The sequence below is a fragment of the Methylonatrum kenyense genome (assembly GCF_023195885.1).
GTDB lineage: Bacteria > Pseudomonadota > Gammaproteobacteria > Nitrococcales > Aquisalimonadaceae > Methylonatrum > Methylonatrum kenyense.
Genome location: NZ_JALPKO010000003.1, coordinates 242360 through 258065, shown reverse-complemented (window position 1 = coordinate 258065; position 15706 = coordinate 242360). Strand labels below are relative to the sequence as shown.

The 15706-nt window shown below is 61.5% G+C and carries 19 protein-coding genes; 9 read left to right on the top strand and 10 right to left on the bottom strand.

Features of this window, described 5'->3' with window-relative positions; genetic code table 11:
* Positions 1–44 precede the first annotated feature (44 nt).
* The 6 genes from cydD to M0534_RS05310 all read left to right on the top strand — a co-directional run bounded on the left by cydD (position 45) and on the right by M0534_RS05310 (position 5670).
* Positions 45–1754, top strand: a complete 1710-nt coding sequence (cydD, locus tag M0534_RS05335) for a thiol reductant ABC exporter subunit CydD (protein WP_248567376.1) — start codon at positions 45–47, stop codon at positions 1752–1754.
* Positions 1751–3442, top strand: a complete 1692-nt coding sequence (gene cydC / locus M0534_RS05330) for a thiol reductant ABC exporter subunit CydC (protein WP_248567375.1) — start codon at positions 1751–1753, stop codon at positions 3440–3442. Before cydD ends, cydC begins: the two co-directional genes overlap by 4 nt.
* Positions 3439–4047, top strand: coding sequence for a histidine phosphatase family protein (locus tag M0534_RS05325; RefSeq protein WP_248567374.1), 609 nt, complete (start codon positions 3439–3441; stop codon positions 4045–4047). The genes cydC and M0534_RS05325 overlap by 4 nt, the downstream gene beginning before the upstream one ends.
* A gap of 90 nt (positions 4048–4137) precedes the next feature.
* Positions 4138–4902, top strand: coding sequence for an alpha/beta fold hydrolase (locus tag M0534_RS05320; RefSeq protein WP_248567373.1), 765 nt, complete (start codon positions 4138–4140; stop codon positions 4900–4902).
* Between the two features lie 129 nt (positions 4903–5031).
* A complete protein-coding gene (locus M0534_RS05315; protein ID WP_248567372.1) occupies positions 5032–5469 on the top strand; it encodes a MarR family winged helix-turn-helix transcriptional regulator in 438 nt (145 codons plus the stop codon).
* A gap of 18 nt (positions 5470–5487) precedes the next feature.
* The gene (locus tag M0534_RS05310; RefSeq protein WP_248567371.1) at positions 5488–5670 is read left to right on the top strand and encodes an NADPH-dependent FMN reductase family protein; all 183 of its coding nucleotides are present in this window, start codon (positions 5488–5490) and stop codon (positions 5668–5670) included.
* An 11-nt stretch (positions 5671–5681) separates the two neighbouring features.
* Here M0534_RS05310 and rimO read toward each other — a convergent pair whose 3' ends face one another.
* Positions 5682–7016 carry a 30S ribosomal protein S12 methylthiotransferase RimO gene (gene rimO / locus M0534_RS05305; RefSeq protein ID WP_248567370.1) on the bottom strand — a complete coding sequence of 445 codons (1335 nt, stop codon included), beginning with the start codon at positions 7014–7016 and terminating at the stop codon, positions 5682–5684.
* A gap of 81 nt (positions 7017–7097) precedes the next feature.
* On the opposite strand from rimO, the gene M0534_RS05300 reads away from it, so the two are divergent.
* Genes M0534_RS05300 through M0534_RS05290 form a run of 3 tightly spaced genes read left to right on the top strand, consistent with a single transcriptional unit; the run spans position 7098 to position 9165 of the window.
* Positions 7098–8150, top strand: a complete 1053-nt coding sequence (locus tag M0534_RS05300) for an NAD(P)/FAD-dependent oxidoreductase (protein ID WP_248567369.1) — start codon at positions 7098–7100, stop codon at positions 8148–8150.
* Entirely contained in the window at positions 8147–8734 is a 588-nt protein-coding gene (gene mnmM / locus M0534_RS05295; protein WP_248567368.1) for a tRNA 5-(aminomethyl)-2-thiouridylate-methyltransferase MnmM, read from the top strand. The genes M0534_RS05300 and mnmM overlap by 4 nt, the downstream gene beginning before the upstream one ends.
* A 20-nt stretch (positions 8735–8754) precedes the next feature.
* Complete coding sequence (locus M0534_RS05290) at positions 8755–9165, top strand: secondary thiamine-phosphate synthase enzyme YjbQ (RefSeq protein ID WP_248567367.1); 411 nt, start codon at positions 8755–8757, stop codon at positions 9163–9165.
* Positions 9166–9225: 60 nt separating this feature from the next.
* On the opposite strand, the gene M0534_RS05285 is transcribed toward M0534_RS05290, so the two are convergent.
* From M0534_RS05285 to M0534_RS05245, 9 genes are all read right to left on the bottom strand, one after another.
* On the bottom strand, positions 9226–9489 hold the full coding sequence (locus M0534_RS05285) for a Txe/YoeB family addiction module toxin (RefSeq protein WP_248567366.1): 264 nt from the start codon (positions 9487–9489) through the stop codon (positions 9226–9228).
* Positions 9486–9728 (bottom strand): type II toxin-antitoxin system Phd/YefM family antitoxin, encoded by a 243-nt coding sequence (locus M0534_RS05280; protein WP_248567365.1) that lies wholly within the window; start codon positions 9726–9728, stop codon positions 9486–9488. The genes M0534_RS05285 and M0534_RS05280 overlap by 4 nt, the downstream gene beginning before the upstream one ends.
* Positions 9729–9898: 170 nt before the next feature.
* On the bottom strand, positions 9899–10855 hold the full coding sequence (locus M0534_RS05275; protein ID WP_248567364.1) for a universal stress protein: 957 nt from the start codon (positions 10853–10855) through the stop codon (positions 9899–9901).
* Positions 10856–11545: 690 nt separating this feature from the next.
* Complete coding sequence (locus tag M0534_RS05270; protein ID WP_248567363.1) at positions 11546–11995, bottom strand: GNAT family N-acetyltransferase; 450 nt, start codon at positions 11993–11995, stop codon at positions 11546–11548.
* A gap of 61 nt (positions 11996–12056) precedes the next feature.
* On the bottom strand, positions 12057–12470 hold the full coding sequence (locus tag M0534_RS05265) for a GFA family protein (protein WP_248567362.1): 414 nt from the start codon (positions 12468–12470) through the stop codon (positions 12057–12059).
* A gap of 324 nt (positions 12471–12794) precedes the next feature.
* Positions 12795–13193, bottom strand: a complete 399-nt coding sequence (locus M0534_RS05260; protein ID WP_248567361.1) for a hypothetical protein — start codon at positions 13191–13193, stop codon at positions 12795–12797.
* A 287-nt stretch (positions 13194–13480) separates the two neighbouring features.
* A complete protein-coding gene (locus tag M0534_RS05255) occupies positions 13481–13963 on the bottom strand; it encodes a hypothetical protein (RefSeq protein WP_248567360.1) in 483 nt (160 codons plus the stop codon).
* A 728-nt stretch (positions 13964–14691) separates the two neighbouring features.
* Positions 14692–15234 carry a macro domain-containing protein gene (locus M0534_RS05250; protein ID WP_248567359.1) on the bottom strand — a complete coding sequence of 181 codons (543 nt, stop codon included), beginning with the start codon at positions 15232–15234 and terminating at the stop codon, positions 14692–14694.
* 184 nt (positions 15235–15418) lie between these two features.
* Positions 15419–15613 (bottom strand): hypothetical protein, encoded by a 195-nt coding sequence (locus M0534_RS05245; RefSeq protein WP_248567358.1) that lies wholly within the window; start codon positions 15611–15613, stop codon positions 15419–15421.
* Positions 15614–15706: the final 93 nt, after the last annotated feature.

The window sequence follows — 15706 nt, the reverse complement described above, 5'->3', positions numbered from 1 at the left end:
GCGGTCCCGCGGCAGCAGGACCGCGCGGGACATCTGATCATCCGATGCAGGCGGACAGTACGACATCAAGACCCGGGCACGAGGACGCAGCCTGGCTGTCTTCGCAGATTACCCCGGGTGCCAGACGTCGCTTGCTGCTGGCAACGGCGGCGGGTGTCCTTGCCGGCTGGCTGGCCATCGTGCAGGTCGGCATCATCGCCTGGCTGGTTCATGCCCTGCTTGTCGCCGGCACCGATGCGGAACGGCTGACCACGGCCTTCGGCGTCTGGCTATTGACCATCCCCTTGCGAAGCGCCGGGCTGGCCGTGCGGGACCAGCTTGCGCTGAAGGCGGCACTCGGTATCCGCGAACACCTCCGACAACGGCTGATGCGGCAGGCCATCGACCTTGGACCGGTGGGTCTCGCTCATATCGGTACCGGCCGCGCCAGCGCCGCCCTGCTCGACCAGCTGGACGCGCTGGAGGGGTACTACGCCCGGTTTCTGCCGCAATGCGTGCTGGCAGTGATCCTGCCGCTTAGCATCATCGCGGTCGCCGCGTTCCTTGACTGGCTGGCAGCGGCACTGCTGTTCCTGGCATTACCCCTGATCCCCCTGTTCATGGCATTGGTGGGCATGGGTGCCGATGCAGTCAACCGCCGCCAGTTCGTCGCCCTGGAGCGGCTGAGCGGCTTCTTCCTGGACCGGTTGCAGGGCCTCGCCACGTTGCGCCAGCTCGGTCGCGGGGCGGACACGGCCGCCGAGATGCGCAGCACCACCGATTCCTACCGCCGCCGCACCATGTCGGTCCTGCGGGTGGCATTCCTGTCCTCGGCGGTGCTCGAGTTCTTCAGTGCGGCCGCCATCGCCATGGTTGCCATCTACGTCGGCCTGGGGCTGCTCGGTTACCTGACCATCGGCCCGGCCCCCGAGCTGACCCTGTTCAGCGGCCTGTTCATCCTGCTGCTGGCGCCGGACGTGTTCGCGCCCCTGCGCGAGCTGGCACAGCATTACCACGACCGCGCCGCCGCGCTGGGCGCCAGCCGGGGCATCCGCGAACTGCTGGAACAGCCATCGCGGGAACCGCCGCGGTCAGCGGGCGGCGCGGTGATGCCGCCTGAACCGGCGCCGGTGGCGGTGCGCGATCTGCGTCTCGCTTATGGCGACAGCAAATGTTTCCTCTCCGGCCTGAGTTTCCAACTGGACGCCCGCTCCAGCCTGATCCTGACCGGACCCAGCGGCAGCGGCAAAAGCAGCGTGCTGCAGGCGGTGATGGGGTTGCTGGCCCCGGCTGGCGGCAGCATTCATATCGCCGGCCAAACGGTCGGCGCGTTCCGGCCCGGTGGACTGGAAGCCGGAATCGGCTGGCTCGGCCAGAACCCCCAGCTGCTTCCCGGCAGCCTGCGGGACAACATCTGCCTGGCGGCACCTGACGCCAGTGAGGCGGCAATCCGGCGGGCAGCGGATGCTGCCGGCGTCTCGCGCTTTGCCGATGCCCTGCCCGACGGATTCGACACCGAGATCGGCGAGCGAGGCGCCGGCATTTCCGGTGGCGAGGCACAGCGGGTGGCGCTGGCCCGCCTGCTCCTGAAACGGCCTCCGCTGGTGATTCTGGATGAGCCGACGGCAAGGCTGGATCCGGAGAGTCGGCAGCTGGTGCTCGACGCCCTGCGCCGACTCACTGGTCAATGCACCCTGTTGGTGGCGAGTCACCAGCCGGAGCAGTTCGACTGGATCCGGCAACACCTGGACCTGCGGGACTACGCGGCGTCATGAGCGTGCTGGGCTACTTCATCCGGCTGCACGCACGCCGCTGGCGCTGGCTCGCCGGTGGCCTGCTGTTGATGCTGCTGGCCGTACTGTCAGGCATCGGCCTGCTCGCGCTATCCGGGTGGTTTGTCACCGCCACCGGGCTCACCGGCCTGTTGATGGCCGCCGGCGCCAGCGTCAGCCTGGACATCTACCGCCCCGGCGCCGGCATTCGGGCCTTTGCCGTCGGCCGGGCCGTGTTCCGCTACGGCGAACGCCTTCTGAACCACGAGGCGGTGCTGCGCACCCTGGCGGACCTCCGGCTCTGGGTGGTGAATGGCTTGCTGCCGAAACGGCGGCAGGACCTGGCTCAGCTGCGCGACGGTGAGCTGCTGAACCGAATCACCACCGACGTCGACACCCTGGACCAACTGTTTCTGCGGCTGCTCGCGCCCAGCATCGTTGCCGCGCTCGGTCTGCTGGCGGCGGGACTACTGATGGCCATCTGGGCGCCCCTGACAGGGTTCCTGATCGTTGTCCTGCTGCTGGCCGGCAGTCTCTGCTGCATCGGCTGGCTGATCTGGCGCGGGCATCGACCCGGTACCGAGCTGGCCGCCGCCCAGAGTCACTTCCGCCAGCAACTGATCGCCAGTCTCAACGCCATGACCGAGCTGCGGTTCTTCGACAGCGATGGGCGTTACGGCACCGCATTGCTCGATACGGGGCGACATACCGCACGCCTGCGGCTGCAGCTCGGCCAACAGACAGCGCTGGGCGACAGCCTGCTGACCGTGCTCTCGCAACTGGCGGTCTGGCTGACCGCCCTGTTCGGCATCGCGTTGTATGGCGATGGCGCCATCAGCGGCCCGATTCTGGTCATGCTGGTACTAACGGTATTCGCCCTTGGCGAGATCCTGCGTCCGCTGCCCACCGCTTGGCAGCAACTCGGCCGCCTGCAATGGAGCGCGGTGCGCCTTTTCGGCCTGCGCCAGAGTGATTCCGGGCCTGTGCCGGACGAATCCGGCAGCGACGCGCCGGCAGAGCAGCCGCTGCGTATGGAACAGGTATCGTTCCGGTATCGCGACGGCCAGCCGCTGTGCCTTGACGCGGTCAGCCTGAGTTTGCACCCGGGCGACAGGCTGGCGATTGTCGGCCCCAGCGGCACCGGCAAGTCGGCGTTGCTGGACCTGCTGATGGGCGAGCTCGAACCCCTCAATGGCCGCGTGATGCTCGGCGACACGATGGTGAACGCCATTCCCCCGACCCGCCGGGCCCGGCAGCTGGCCTTGCTGGAGCAACGTACCGTGCTGTTCCAGGGCAGCATTGCGGACAATCTGCTACTGGCGCGACCGGACGCCAGCGATGCGATGCTCTGGGATGTGCTGGAACTGGTCGAGCTGGCCGAATTCATTGATGGCATGCCGGATGGACTCGACAGCCAACTCGGCCCCGGCGGTGGCGGACTTTCGGGAGGACAGGCGCGACGCCTGGCATGGGCACGGACCCTGCTCGCCCCTGGCAATCTCCTGCTGCTGGACGAACCCACCGAGGGACTGCCCATGGACCAGGGGCGACGTATACTCGAACGGCTGAGTGCCAGCGAATCACAGCGCGTGATCGTCATGGTCAGCCATGCCAGCGCAGTCATCCCCGACACGTTTCGACGGCTGCAGCTGATCGACGGACACCTCCAGCCCCGGGGGGACGGCAGATGACACGGATACGGTTTCTTCTGGGCCTGCTGGCGGCCTGCCTGCCGCCACTGCCGCTGCACACCGAACCGGCGGACCTGCCTCCCCTGCTTGCACAGCTCCACGACGGCGGCTACATCGTGCTGATGCGGCATGCCTCCGCTCCCGGGGCCGACATGGTCGACGACATCGACCTTGACGACTGTTCCCGGCAGCGCGAACTTTCGGACCGCGGTCGGGAGGAGGCGCAGCGCCTCGGACTGCTGTTCCGGGAGCATGGATTGGGCGAGACCCCGGTTCACACCAGCCGCTACTGCCGCTGCTGGCAGACCGCGGAAGCCCTGGGCCTGGGTCCGGTGACCCGGCAGCCCGCGCTGGACAGTTTCTTCTATGCCCGTGAGCAACGCGAGCAGCGCTTGGCCGACATGCGCGAATTGATCGCGGCGCTGGCGGACGGTCCGTCGGTCATCCTGGTGACCCATCGGCTGAACATCGTCGGGCTGACCGACACCGCACTCAACCCCGCCGATATGCTGATCATCCGTCCGCGGGATGCGGAACCGCCGGAGATCGTTGGCAGAATCAGCGCCGCGGTAGGGACCAGGGCTTTCCGGCCCTCGAGCCCGTAACGTCGCGTGGCCGGCGGACGGCGGCTGGCGTACTGGTAAATCCGGGGCGCATGGGCAAAGCTGACAGACAGACGGCTCGGGGGGCGTTCGATGCCAGAAGTCACACTTGACGGCATTTCTTGCTTTTACACAGGCCACGATCTTGATGCGCCAGTCACGCTGATCTGCATTCACGGCGCCGGCTGCGACCACAGCATCTGGCCGCCGGCACTGTTCCAGCTCGAGAACTGCAATATCTACGGCCTCGACCTACCCGGGCATGGCCGGTCCGATGGCGAGACACTTGCCACCATCGACGACCACGCGGAACTGGTCGCCGAGTTCATCGATTTCCTGGATGCCGATCGCGTGGTGCTTGCCGGACACTCCATGGGCGGCGGTATTGCGCTGACGCTTGGCCAGGAGCAGCCGTCATGGCTGCAGGGTCTGATCATCCTCGGCTGTGGACCCACGCTGCGCATCTCCGAACGACTACTGGACCTGTTCGTCGATGATCCCGAAGAGGCAATCGACGAGATGTCCCGCGCCATCTTCTCCCCGATGGCCAGCCCCAGCCTCGCCGAACGCTTCCGGGAAACCTCCAGGCACGTGCCGGCAGATGTCTGGTTGCGGGATTTCAACGCCTGCAATCACTTCGACATTCGCGATTGCCTGGATGCCATCCCCCAGCGAACCCTGTTGCTGAGCGGCGATAGCGACCGCATGACGCCACTGGGCGAGGCGCAGCGGCTGGAGGACGGCCTACCCAACGCCCGACTCGCCGTGGTGGCGCCAGCAGGTCACATGTTGCCTGTGGAACAACCGACCGACGTGACGCGCCTGATGGACGATTTCATCAGACGGCACTTTGTCTGACCGCCGCGCCAACCGCCGGTACGACGCGGACGCCCTGTCTGACGCCAAGGACACTTTTATCCGTTCGAACGCCGGAGAAATCTGGCTTGCACTTTTTGTACGAATATAGACATTTCGAATATGAACAATATGCAAGATCAACGGCCCCGCCCGCTATTCATGCGGCTGCTACGCGATCTGGTGGAGGCCTATCAGGCCTTCGAGGCTTATGCCCAGCCGCATATCAAGGCCCAGGGGCTGACACCGGCGCAGTTCGACGTGCTGGCCACGCTCGGCAACACCGACGGTTTGACGTTCAAGGTGCTGGGGCAACGCACGCTGATCTACAAGACCACGCTGACCAGCGTCGTTGACCGGCTGGAGGCCCGCGGCCTGGTCCGGCGGCGGCCGGCGGACAACGATCGCCGCAGCACGGTCGCGGAACTGACCGACGAGGGCCACCGCCTGTTCGCGGAGGTCTTCCCCGCGCACAGCGAACACCTACGGCGAAAGCTGGAGCAACTGTCGGAAGCGGAAATGCAGGAAGTGCGGGCCAGTCTGGCCCGCCTTCGCAATGTCTTCGACTAGAGAACCCAGGGAGGTCCGATGAACGTCCTGATCGTGTACTACAGCACCTTTGGCAATGTCTACCAGATGGCGAAACTGGTCGCTGAAGGTGTGGAGAGTGTTTCCGGCGCCACTGCCGTGATCCGCAAGCTGCCGGAGTTGATGCCGGACAGCGTGCTCGGCAAGCGGCTGGCGACGATTGGCCAGAAGCTGCAGGCATAGTTGTTCGAGTTTTACCGCAAATGGCGGGCGTACAGATCATGGGCATCGGCCTGGGTGATCTGTACGTCCGCATAATCACCGGCCTGCAGGCCGTCCGCCTCATCCATGTAGACCACGCCATCGATCTCCGGCGCATCGGCGAAACTCCGCGCCACGGCAACGCCCTGATCATCGAAACCGTCCAGTAGCACCTGCATGGTCTGACCCACGAAACGCTGCAGCCGCTCGGCGCTGATTTCCGCCTGCACCTCCATCAGCCGGCGCCGACGCTCCTCCGCCACCTCGGCAGGCACCCAGTCCGGCAGCGCATTGGCATCGGCGCCGTCCACCGGCGAATAGGTAAAGCAGCCGACCCGGTCCAGCTTCGCCTCGCGCAGAAAGTCCACCAGCTCGTCGAAATCCGCCTCGGTCTCGCCGGGGAAACCGACAATGAAACTGGAGCGAATGGTCAGGTCCGGCGCCTGTGCCCGCCAGTTGCGGATGCGCTCGAGCACCTTCTCACCATTGGCCGGCCGTTTCATCGCCTTGAGGATGCGATGGTTGGCGTGCTGCAGCGGGATGTCCAGGTACGGCAGGATGTGACCGTCGGCCAGCAACGGCATGGTTTCGTCGACATGGGGATACGGATAGACGTAATGCAGGCGTACCCAGACACCGAGATCACCCAGCGCCTTGCACAGATCCGTCATGTTGGTGCGCAGTTGCTCACCCTTCCAGTCCACCGTCTCGAACCGCCGATCAACGCCATAGGCCGAGGTGTCCTGGCTGACCACCAGCAGTTCGCGGACGCCATCGGCCACCAGCCGTTCCGCCTCGCGCAGGATCTCCGGCAGCGGCCGGCTGACCAGCTTGCCGCGCAGCTTCGGGATAATGCAGAAACTGCACTTGTGGTTACAACCTTCTGAAATCTTTAGATATGCGTAATGCCGCGGCGTCAGCTTCACGCCGCTGGCCGGCAGCAGGTCGGTGAACGGATTGCGTGCGGGCGGGGGCAGTTGCGCATGCACTGCCCGCATCACCGCCTCGTAATCATGCGGCCCGGTGATGTTCAGCACATCCGGGTGCCGCTCGCGAATCAGGTCCTCGGTGGCCCCCAGGCAGCCGGTGACCACCACCTTGCCGTTCTCGGCCAGGGCCTCGCCGATGGCATCCAGCGATTCCTCGCGTGCCGATTCGATGAAGCCGCAGGTGTTCACCACCACCAGGTCGGCCTCGTCATAGCCGCTGACCAGCTGGTAGCCCTCGCCGCGGAGCTGGGTCAGGATGCGCTCGGAATCCACCAGCGCCTTGGGGCAGCCCAGGCTGACAAAACCGATACGGTGGGATGATTCAGTGGCGTGTTGCATGGCCGGCCCTCACTGCAGGATCGCGTATGCTACTGGGCTGCGTCGCCATCCACAAACTGCTGATTCAGGATTGATTCCCCGTTGCGTCACGCCGCTTCATCATCACTCGACCTGCTCATCGTCGGCCAGGGATTGATCGGCAGCCTGCTTGCCCATGCGGCGGCAGATGCAGGCCTCGACTTCCTGCTCGTCGACGACGGCCACCAGGATGCGGCTAGCCTGGCCGCCGCCGGCTTGATGACGCCGTATACCGGCCGCCGCTTCAGCGCCCCGGAGAATCTCGACACCCTGCTGGAGACCGCGAAACGACGCTACGCCAGCCTGTCCGAACGGCTGGATGCCCCGCTCTACCGACCGCAGCCGATGATCCGCATCTTCACGCTGGACGAGGAACTCCGCCGTCATGCCCGGCAACGGCAGACCGCCACCGGCGCCCGGCTGCTCGGCCCGCTTCAACTACCCGGCCATGGCCCGGCCGGCATGCCCGACCCGTTGGGCTCCTGCCGGATCGACGGCGGCGGTCAGGTGGACGTCGCGACCCTGCTGCAACGAACCCGCGCCTGGCTCGAGGCCAGCGGACGCCTCCGGCAAACACGACTGGAACCGGATGCACTGGAACTGGAGACAGCGGGTTGCCACTGGAACGGGCACACGGCGCGTCTCTGCGTACTGTGCACCGGCCATCAGGCACGACACTGGGACGCCTTTCGCGCCCTTCCCTGGCGCCTCAGTCGCGGCCAGGCCCTGGTCCTGCGGCGCGATTCCGCCATGCCGGACGAGGTCGTGCATGCCGGGCGCACGCTCGCAGCGCTGGACGACAACCGCGCCTGGTTCGGTGCCACCTACCAGCATGACCTGGATCGGCGTGATTCGGATCCGGAGACGCGACAGGCATTGCTGGACGACTATCGAAGCCTGTTTCCGGAGGCACCGTCGCCCGAGGTGCTGGACCATATCGGCGGCATCCGCGCCGGCTCCCGCCCGGGCCCGCCGTTCGCCGGCCTCGCCAGCGATCAGCCGGCGCTGGCACTGCTGGACGGCTTCGGCTCCCGCGGCACCCTCCTCGGCCCCTGGCATGTGGACCGCTTCGTCCAGGGTTTCATGAACAAGTCCCTGATACCGCTGAAACCATGAGTCGACCGCGCATCTCACTGGTCAGGCTGGCGCAGGAGTCGATTGCCGAGGTGCTTGGAACCGGCGACCATGCCGTGGATGCCACCGCCGGCAATGGCCACGACACCCTGTTCCTGGCACAAACCGTCGGCCCGGCAGGCCGTGTTACGGCGTTCGATATCCAACCGGTGGCACTGGACGCCACCCGGCGCCGACTGCAGGAACAGGACCTGTTGGCGCCCGTCCGCCTGGTCGCCGCTGGCCATGAAACCATGGAAGAACACATCAAGGCGCCGATCCGGGCAGCGATGTTCAACCTCGGCTATCTGCCCGGTGGCGACAAGACCGTCACCACGCGGACGGACACCAGCCTGCGCGGCCTGGATGCGGCCTGCCGCTTGCTCGCTCCCGGCGGGCGCATCAGTGTCATGGTCTACACCGGTCACCCCGGTGGCGGCGAGGAACACGACGCCGTGCTGGCATTCCTCAAAGAACTCGGCGACAACTGGCGCTGGCAACGGGCGAACCCGGACGGAATACCGGCAGCCGCACCGCAACTGTTTCTGCTGGATCTGAAACTGATGGGTCTGAAACCGACTGCCTGACAACAGGAGGACCACTACCCATGCATCGCGAAACCCTGACCATCCGCAACAACGGACGCAGCCAGACCGATATCACCGCGCAGATCGCCAGGGTGGTTACCGACTCCGGGGTCCGCATCGGGCTCTGCCACGTGTTCCTGCAGCACACCAGCGCCTCGCTGATCATCTCGGAAAACGCCGATCCGGCCGTTGGCCGGGATCTGGAGCGGTTCATCAGCCGCCTGGTCCAGGACGGCGACCCGATGTTCGAGCATGCCGAGGAAGGACCTGACGACATGGCAGCGCACATCCGCACGATCCTCACCCAGACCGAGGTCACGGTGCCGGTGGATGAAGGACGCCTCGATCTCGGCACCTGGCAAGGCATATGGCTCTGGGAGCACCGTCACGCGCCGCATGCGCGGAAGCTGATCGTGACGGTTGCGGGGTAAGACGGTTCGGCGGTTCTGGGTGAGGTGATCGGTTAGCGTAACGTAGCAGTCGGTCACGGATCACTCGTAGTGGCTCCAAAGCCGCAAAACCTTGACCACTTTTTCTTCTTCGAGGACCTGATAGACCAGACGGTGCTGAATGTTGATGCGGCGTGAACAGGCCCCCGCAAGGTCGCCAATGAGCTTCTCAAACGGAGGTGGTTTGCGGTACGGGTCTTCTGCAATCAGCGCCAGCAATTCCTCGGCTTTTGGCTTCAGGCCGCTGGAGGCCAGTTTCTTTGCGTCCTTCTGGGCTTGTTTCGTGTAAACCAACGTCCATGTCACCAATCCAACTCCTCATCGCATTCCCCCGCGGGGGTATCCATACCCTCACGAATGGACTCTCGCATACCTGGTACAGAGAGCAGATAGAGTGTTTCCTGAATTGCCGACCAATCCTCTTCTGACACCAAAACGGCTCTGTTCCGCTTACCCATGATGACGATCGGTTGATGGGACTCCGCGGTTTCATCAATCAGCCGATATAGCTTACTGCGCGCCTCAGTTGCTGTGATTCCGGTCATGACGCACCTCTTGCATGATCAACTCCAAGCAGATTGTACGCCATACCGTACGTTCGCCAAAACGGACGTTATGTGTAACCCGCACTGTGACGTCCAGGAAATCCCTGATGCGCAGAGAGTTAAGGCCATGGCTCGCGTACTGCTAACGAAGAGCGAAAAACCATCCGCCACTATCGAACGACCATCACAGGGCAACATGCCTTGCTCAGCAGATTTCGGCTGATGCTGCCGAGCAGCGCCTCCTGCCAACCACTCATGCCGCGACGCCCCATGATCACGAGGGTCGGTTGTGCCTGATCGTTGACGTAGTCGAGCAGCACCGTTTCAGGTGCCCCGGACAGCTCCCGCGTACTGACTCCTGCCGGCACCTCACCAAGACTTTCCTGCGATTCGATCAGGGCGGGGAAACTGCCCGTGGCGTCGCCCTCGCGGCAGAACACGAGTTGCACGGGTATGTTGTTGCTCCGGGCGATATCTCCGGCAAGTCGGGTGGCGCGAAGGCTATGCTCGGAGCCATCGACCGGCACCAGAATTTGCTTGAATTCGCCGGTGTTCGCCGGATGTTCATCGGCATGAACCAAAGTGACAGGCGGGTGTGCCTTATGGACCACCGCGTCGCCGACACTACCCAGCAGAAACCGGCCAATCCCTCCCAGTCCGCGGCTGCCCATGACCACGATTGCCCCGGGGTTTGCGTCGACCTCCTGGATGATGGCGTTTGCTGGATCATGCTGGTGCTCGGGATCCTCCAAAACACGGGTTTCCACCTTGCAAGTCAGCTTCTCCGCCAGATGGTTTTTAGCACGCTGGATCACCTGCTCGGCCGCGGAACGTTTCGCCGCCAGGTCACCGTCGGATGCGACACTGCGATTTCCCGGAATATCTGAGAACTCCGCCGGTCCGGCCGGCATCACATGGAGCAGTTGCACGCCAGCGCCGAAGCTTTGCGAGAGCTGTGCAGCGACGTCGATGGCTCTGTCCGAATGTTCCGAGCCATCGACCGGAACGACAATGGTGTGCGCTTCGCCAGTCATCTGAGCCTCCGAAAAACCCCGGTCGCTATAAGCGTCGGCCGGAGTCGCGGGCTCGTCAATCTGCCAGGTTCCAAAAACTGCTCGCTTATCCACAAAGTCCTAGCATGCCAACGAAACTACCATTCAAAGATCTGAAAGTGCCGAAGATTTCTTCCCGCCCGTAGTCATGCCTGACAAAGAACCATCCCAACCCAGCACGATATCCCTATAACAAAAAGACCGACGGTATTGCTCCAGAACCCGAATGCCTCATCGCGCTTGTCAATGACACGCCTGAAATACGTTTTTCCTTTAAGGAAACACTGATCTATTCGCGCGCCTGCGTTGGAGTTCGCATTTTTTCCGAGGCACGGCGCGCTGCGCAGCGCCGCAGTGATTCTGCGGTCAAGCAGCGCAACGCAGCATTCGGGGAAAATGCGGCCCAACCCGAAGGGCCCGGCCGGTTTTGGCCCCTGGCTGTGTTGCGTCACCGGCCCGGTAGCGACGGCTACCGAACCGGCACCGCGCCTTGCCAGATGACCAAAACCGGTCTCGGGCGCAGACGCGGGAATAGATCAGTGTTTCCTTAACCAAAGACAACACGCCGCCAAGCGGCATGAGGGAAGCAAAGGCTTTCAACAGAGGCACATTTTCCGGCGAAACTTCGCACACACGCTACCCCTTGCCAACGGCACCATCACTTCAAGGACCTCTTATGCGGACACGAAGCTGCATACCAGGCCCTCGATACCAGGGCGGACCAAGCTCCAAAAATCTGTGGGTGTTCTAAGCGTTCTAGACTTTTCACCCTCGGATCTCCGCGATGACTTCTCCGGTGTCCTCATTCAGCGTCGTCTCCTGGAAACCGAAACTGGCGTAGAAGTCCCGAGCGACCTGGTTACTGGGCACGTAGCAGATTGCAATCCTCTCGAAGGGACCGCGTGCCCTGATCTCGTCCAGCAGGCACCGCATCGCCTTGTACCCTATGCCTCTTCCCTGGTGCCGTCGGTCGACCATGAGACGGAAGATATTGTAGGCAGGCGGCCGGTCGTCCTGATGAAAGCATTCGTACATGAGAAAGCCGACGACTTCTCCTCCGCAACAGATAGCCCGTGGCTGATAGGTCGGATGAAAGCTCGATTCAGCAATGGAGTACACGTTGTCAGCGACATAGCCACGCTGTGACGTCTCTACCTCAAGCGCGATGACCGCCTCGAAGTTTTCCCGGGTGATCCTCCTCAGTGTTACGCCCATCGCATGCGCCTCCCTTTCGGTTTTCGTTGAAAACCTGTGGGTGTCCTAGACTTTCTGCGCATCATTTATTTGGCAATTCATCATATTCAGGCAATTCACTTGGAGGTACATACCATTCAGCTTTTGATGCACAGAATATGTTTTGAACTGGCTCTATGCCTGGGTGCTCATCGAGGGTCCCAGCCGGAACAACCACCACTTTTCCGCTTTTCGATCGCCACGGCAATGATGAGCCGCACAGCTTGCAAAATGAGCTGGCAAAATGCTTCGCGTCTTCTGGCGAATAATAACCCACCAGCGCCTCCCCCTTAAGCCAAGAAAACTGATCAGGAGCGACAAATAGATTTGACGCATGTGCGCTACCGGTAAACTTGCGGCAACGTGAGCAATGACAATATTGAAAAATTCCAATATTTCCGGTGATCTTGTAGGCGACCTCACCACACAAACAGCTACCTTTTGAACTGCCACTCATTAGTGTCACTCCTGATCGAAAGGACTTTGAGGGTGTCCCAGACTTCACCAGCTCTGGCGCATCGTCCAGCGCCTGCCGGAGACCACATCAGCGCCGATACCGGCCACCGGCCGCGCAACCAGCCACCCAATCACGGCGTGAATGCCTTATTCAGAATCGACTACTGAACATGGTCCCTTCGAAAGACGCCGGATATATGTCTACGAACCAACTGCTTCATCACCTCGCACCCGTTGCGTCCGGGGAGGCGTCCAGATATGTTCCAGACTTCCGCTAACGCCGGGCATGAGCGGTGCGCTTTAGCGCGTCCGATCCATGCCTTTGTTAGCCGAAATGCATGTTTGCATTTATGGAAAGCCAAACAAGAAGAACAACCAAGGGAAGCCAAGCCGTTATAAGTTCTGTGGGGCCAAGCACCGTACCCAATAGCTTCCGCTTCCAAAATATCCGAGAAAAGACGGCCCTATTGACTTCATCATCAGGAAAATTTTCATGATATATCTCATGAAGAGCTGTAATAGCTCTCCGAACCTGCCACCCTATACAAAACCAAATTATGGTCAGAGAGATTCCAAGGATTCCGATAGCCTTTCGCTCGAATTCCACGCCGCTTATACCAAGCGCTGCAATCAAGAAACCATTGGCAAGCAAGAACGCAAGCGTTCTGCTTGACAGCAGCGTATCTTCTTCCGTAATGCGTTCCCGAAGTGATTTCTTATCCATAACAGCCTAGATCTTCTCCTTACGGCGGCTACCAGTAATTAGACCGCGTTCCGCGATATTGCATATTCGTGACCTCCAGATAACTCCGCGATCTGCCTGTCGCCGTAATACCGACATAGATTGGAACGGAAGTCTGGGAAGTCTGGGACACCCTCAAATTTCGGACTGTAGGAAACAGGAGATTCACTGAGGAAAAATCTGAGGGTGTCCCAGACTCGGTCAAGCTAGGGACACGACTAGCGAAAAACCTGAGGATGTCCTCGATTGCTCGATTGTTACGTGTACAGCTAGCGACTCAGTTGCTCGATCATTTGGGCTGCGAGCGCATCGGCAAGCGGAGTTGGGCTGGGTTCGATCCCCGCGGTATCAAACCGTGTTGAGATATCGCAGTCCTCTGCGCGCGTAAAAACCTCCTCTAACCAGTCCCAGTCGGATACTCGACCTAACTCCTCGAAAATGGCGTTTAGTTCCACTGCGCCAGCCAGCTCCAAGTACCGCTGCTCTAAGGGCACCAGCGTCTGTGCCCTATACAGCTCGTCGCGTAACATTAGCTCGAAGAACGCATCACACGTGATCGAGCCAATCGAGTCAGCGAAGCTTCGTGAGGGGATGTTGACCGTGGCCTCGACAATCGCGGCACTCAGCTCTTCAATGTCTCCATCATCGGCGGTGCCTCCGCAACTCGTCACCGCGAGCGCCGCAACGAAGGCCGACCAAGACCGTACGATGGATTTGTGATCTGCTGGACGGATCCTTTGATGGCCTACCATGATGCCCCTCCACCACCAACATACGAGTGCAACCGACTCGCTATATAGTGCGGTTTCTCTGTTTGGCACGTGGACCCCAGCGCAGTGACTCACGCAGCAACATGACCTTCTGGCACCGAAAATCTGTGGGTGTCCAAGACGTTCCGCACGCCAAGAATGCCGCCAGCCGAGGCCGTATAGCAAAGATTAGATCGCCTTCGGCGATTTTCCATACTCATGAGCCCCTCGATAACTCAATCGCCGCCAGGGTCACCTCGCGAAAATAAACGAGGACGTCGCAACAACTAGCCGATAAAATCCGAGATATCCCCAAACTTCCCTCTATAAAACAAAAAGACTTACGGTATTGCTCCTGAATCGGAATGGCTCATCGCGCTTGTCAATGACACGCCAGAATCACTTTTTCCTTTTACTAAAGACAACACACTCCAAACAAAATGAAAGAAGCAAAGGCTTTAAAAAAAGTGCGATTTCCGGTGAAATCTCACACACAAATCACCCCTTGTCGACGGCATAACCACTTGGAAGGCACCTCATAAAGCCGCCAAGCCGCGCGTCCGACTCTCCACTCCAGTCCGGACCAAGCTCCAAAATCTGAGGGTGTCCCAGACTTTACCCCGGCCAGCCAGATTCACCCGGCCTTTGCGAGAGCCAACAGCCCGCGCCGGGTTTTGGATGTCCACGCCCGCGGTTATGGGTGTCCATACGGCTACCGGTTTTCCGCCGGGCTATTCCGCTCCCGATAATTCTGTAAGAACGTCTTCGTATCGTTGTTGGTCGGCGCTGCTGAACAACGCGAAGCGAACGTGCTTGACGGCCGAAAGGTCAGGCAGCGCTTCGAGCACCGTGGTCAGCGCAATCCGGGTCGCGGGTTCCGGCGGATACCCAAACGCACCGGTCGAGAGGGCGGGAAAGGCGATGGCATTGAGGCCATGGTCCTCTGCCAGACGCAGGACCTGTTGATAACAGGACGCCAGCAGCCGATCTGACGGCGCATCCACTCCGTAGACCGGGCCAAGGCAGTGGATCACGTGGCGGTTCGGCAGCTTGTGCGCACCGGTTATCACCGCCTCGCCCGGTCGAATCGGTGCAAGTGGCCGGCACTCCGCTTCCAAACCTGGTCCCGCAGCCCGATGAATCGCGCCCGCGACCCCACCACCGGTTCGCAACGCCGCATTGGCCGCGTTAACCACAGCGTCCATATCCGGCTGGTCCGTAATGTCCCCCTGGACACACTCGATTGTCACGCCATGTGCTGTCCGCGTCTTCATCAGTTTTCGCCTCCTCTGGCGGAGAACAGGCGTTCAAGAACGTCTAGGACACCCTCAGACTGCACACGGCCTTCACTGAGGAAAAGTCTGTGAAAGTTTGTGGGTGTCCCAGACTTCGCCCAGACTTCACCGTGACCCATCTTTTAATCAGAACGTTACCACTTGATCTGGCATCTCGATGACCTCAAATGCTTTTATCATAGGGCTGCAAGCTTCCTTCTTGCTCCCGAATCTTGTACTGACGGCGGATCATCTCCTTGCCTTCTTCCAGCGATATCCCCAGCTCTTCACAATGACCAGGCAAAACCGACTCACCACCACCGTCTCTATATGCCAGATAGACACTCTCTTCAGTCGTCAATTTCATATCAGACATCATGCGTGCTCCTCAGGTTGATTTGGCTCGCTAACGCCGCGCTCTGCGGAAAATTTGGAGCGCAGCGGAGAATTTGTCCGACAGCAGCGCATTGTT

What these genes read in the sequence shown, in the direction of transcription:
- M0534_RS05260 (WP_248567361.1), bottom strand. Translation starts at nt 13,193, where the DNA reads ATGGATAAGAAATCACTTCGGGAACGCATTACGGAAGAAGATACGCTG.
- mnmM (WP_248567368.1), top strand. Translation starts at nt 8,147, where the DNA reads ATGAGTCGACCGCGCATCTCACTGGTCAGGCTGGCGCAGGAGTCGATT.
- M0534_RS05270 (WP_248567363.1), bottom strand. Translation starts at nt 11,995, where the DNA reads ATGGGCGTAACACTGAGGAGGATCACCCGGGAAAACTTCGAGGCGGTC.
- M0534_RS05325 (WP_248567374.1), top strand. Translation starts at nt 3,439, where the DNA reads ATGACACGGATACGGTTTCTTCTGGGCCTGCTGGCGGCCTGCCTGCCG.
- M0534_RS05315 (WP_248567372.1), top strand. Translation starts at nt 5,032, where the DNA reads ATGCAAGATCAACGGCCCCGCCCGCTATTCATGCGGCTGCTACGCGAT.
- M0534_RS05250 (WP_248567359.1), bottom strand. Translation starts at nt 15,234, where the DNA reads ATGAAGACGCGGACAGCACATGGCGTGACAATCGAGTGTGTCCAGGGG.
- rimO (WP_248567370.1), bottom strand. Translation starts at nt 7,016, where the DNA reads ATGCAACACGCCACTGAATCATCCCACCGTATCGGTTTTGTCAGCCTG.
- cydC (WP_248567375.1), top strand. Translation starts at nt 1,751, where the DNA reads ATGAGCGTGCTGGGCTACTTCATCCGGCTGCACGCACGCCGCTGGCGC.
- M0534_RS05265 (WP_248567362.1), bottom strand. Translation starts at nt 12,470, where the DNA reads ATGAGTGGCAGTTCAAAAGGTAGCTGTTTGTGTGGTGAGGTCGCCTAC.
- M0534_RS05290 (WP_248567367.1), top strand. Translation starts at nt 8,755, where the DNA reads ATGCATCGCGAAACCCTGACCATCCGCAACAACGGACGCAGCCAGACC.
- M0534_RS05310 (WP_248567371.1), top strand. Translation starts at nt 5,488, where the DNA reads ATGAACGTCCTGATCGTGTACTACAGCACCTTTGGCAATGTCTACCAG.
- M0534_RS05255 (WP_248567360.1), bottom strand. Translation starts at nt 13,963, where the DNA reads ATGGTAGGCCATCAAAGGATCCGTCCAGCAGATCACAAATCCATCGTA.
- cydD (WP_248567376.1), top strand. Translation starts at nt 45, where the DNA reads ATGCAGGCGGACAGTACGACATCAAGACCCGGGCACGAGGACGCAGCC.
- M0534_RS05280 (WP_248567365.1), bottom strand. Translation starts at nt 9,728, where the DNA reads ATGACCGGAATCACAGCAACTGAGGCGCGCAGTAAGCTATATCGGCTG.
- M0534_RS05320 (WP_248567373.1), top strand. Translation starts at nt 4,138, where the DNA reads ATGCCAGAAGTCACACTTGACGGCATTTCTTGCTTTTACACAGGCCAC.
- M0534_RS05245 (WP_248567358.1), bottom strand. Translation starts at nt 15,613, where the DNA reads ATGATGTCTGATATGAAATTGACGACTGAAGAGAGTGTCTATCTGGCA.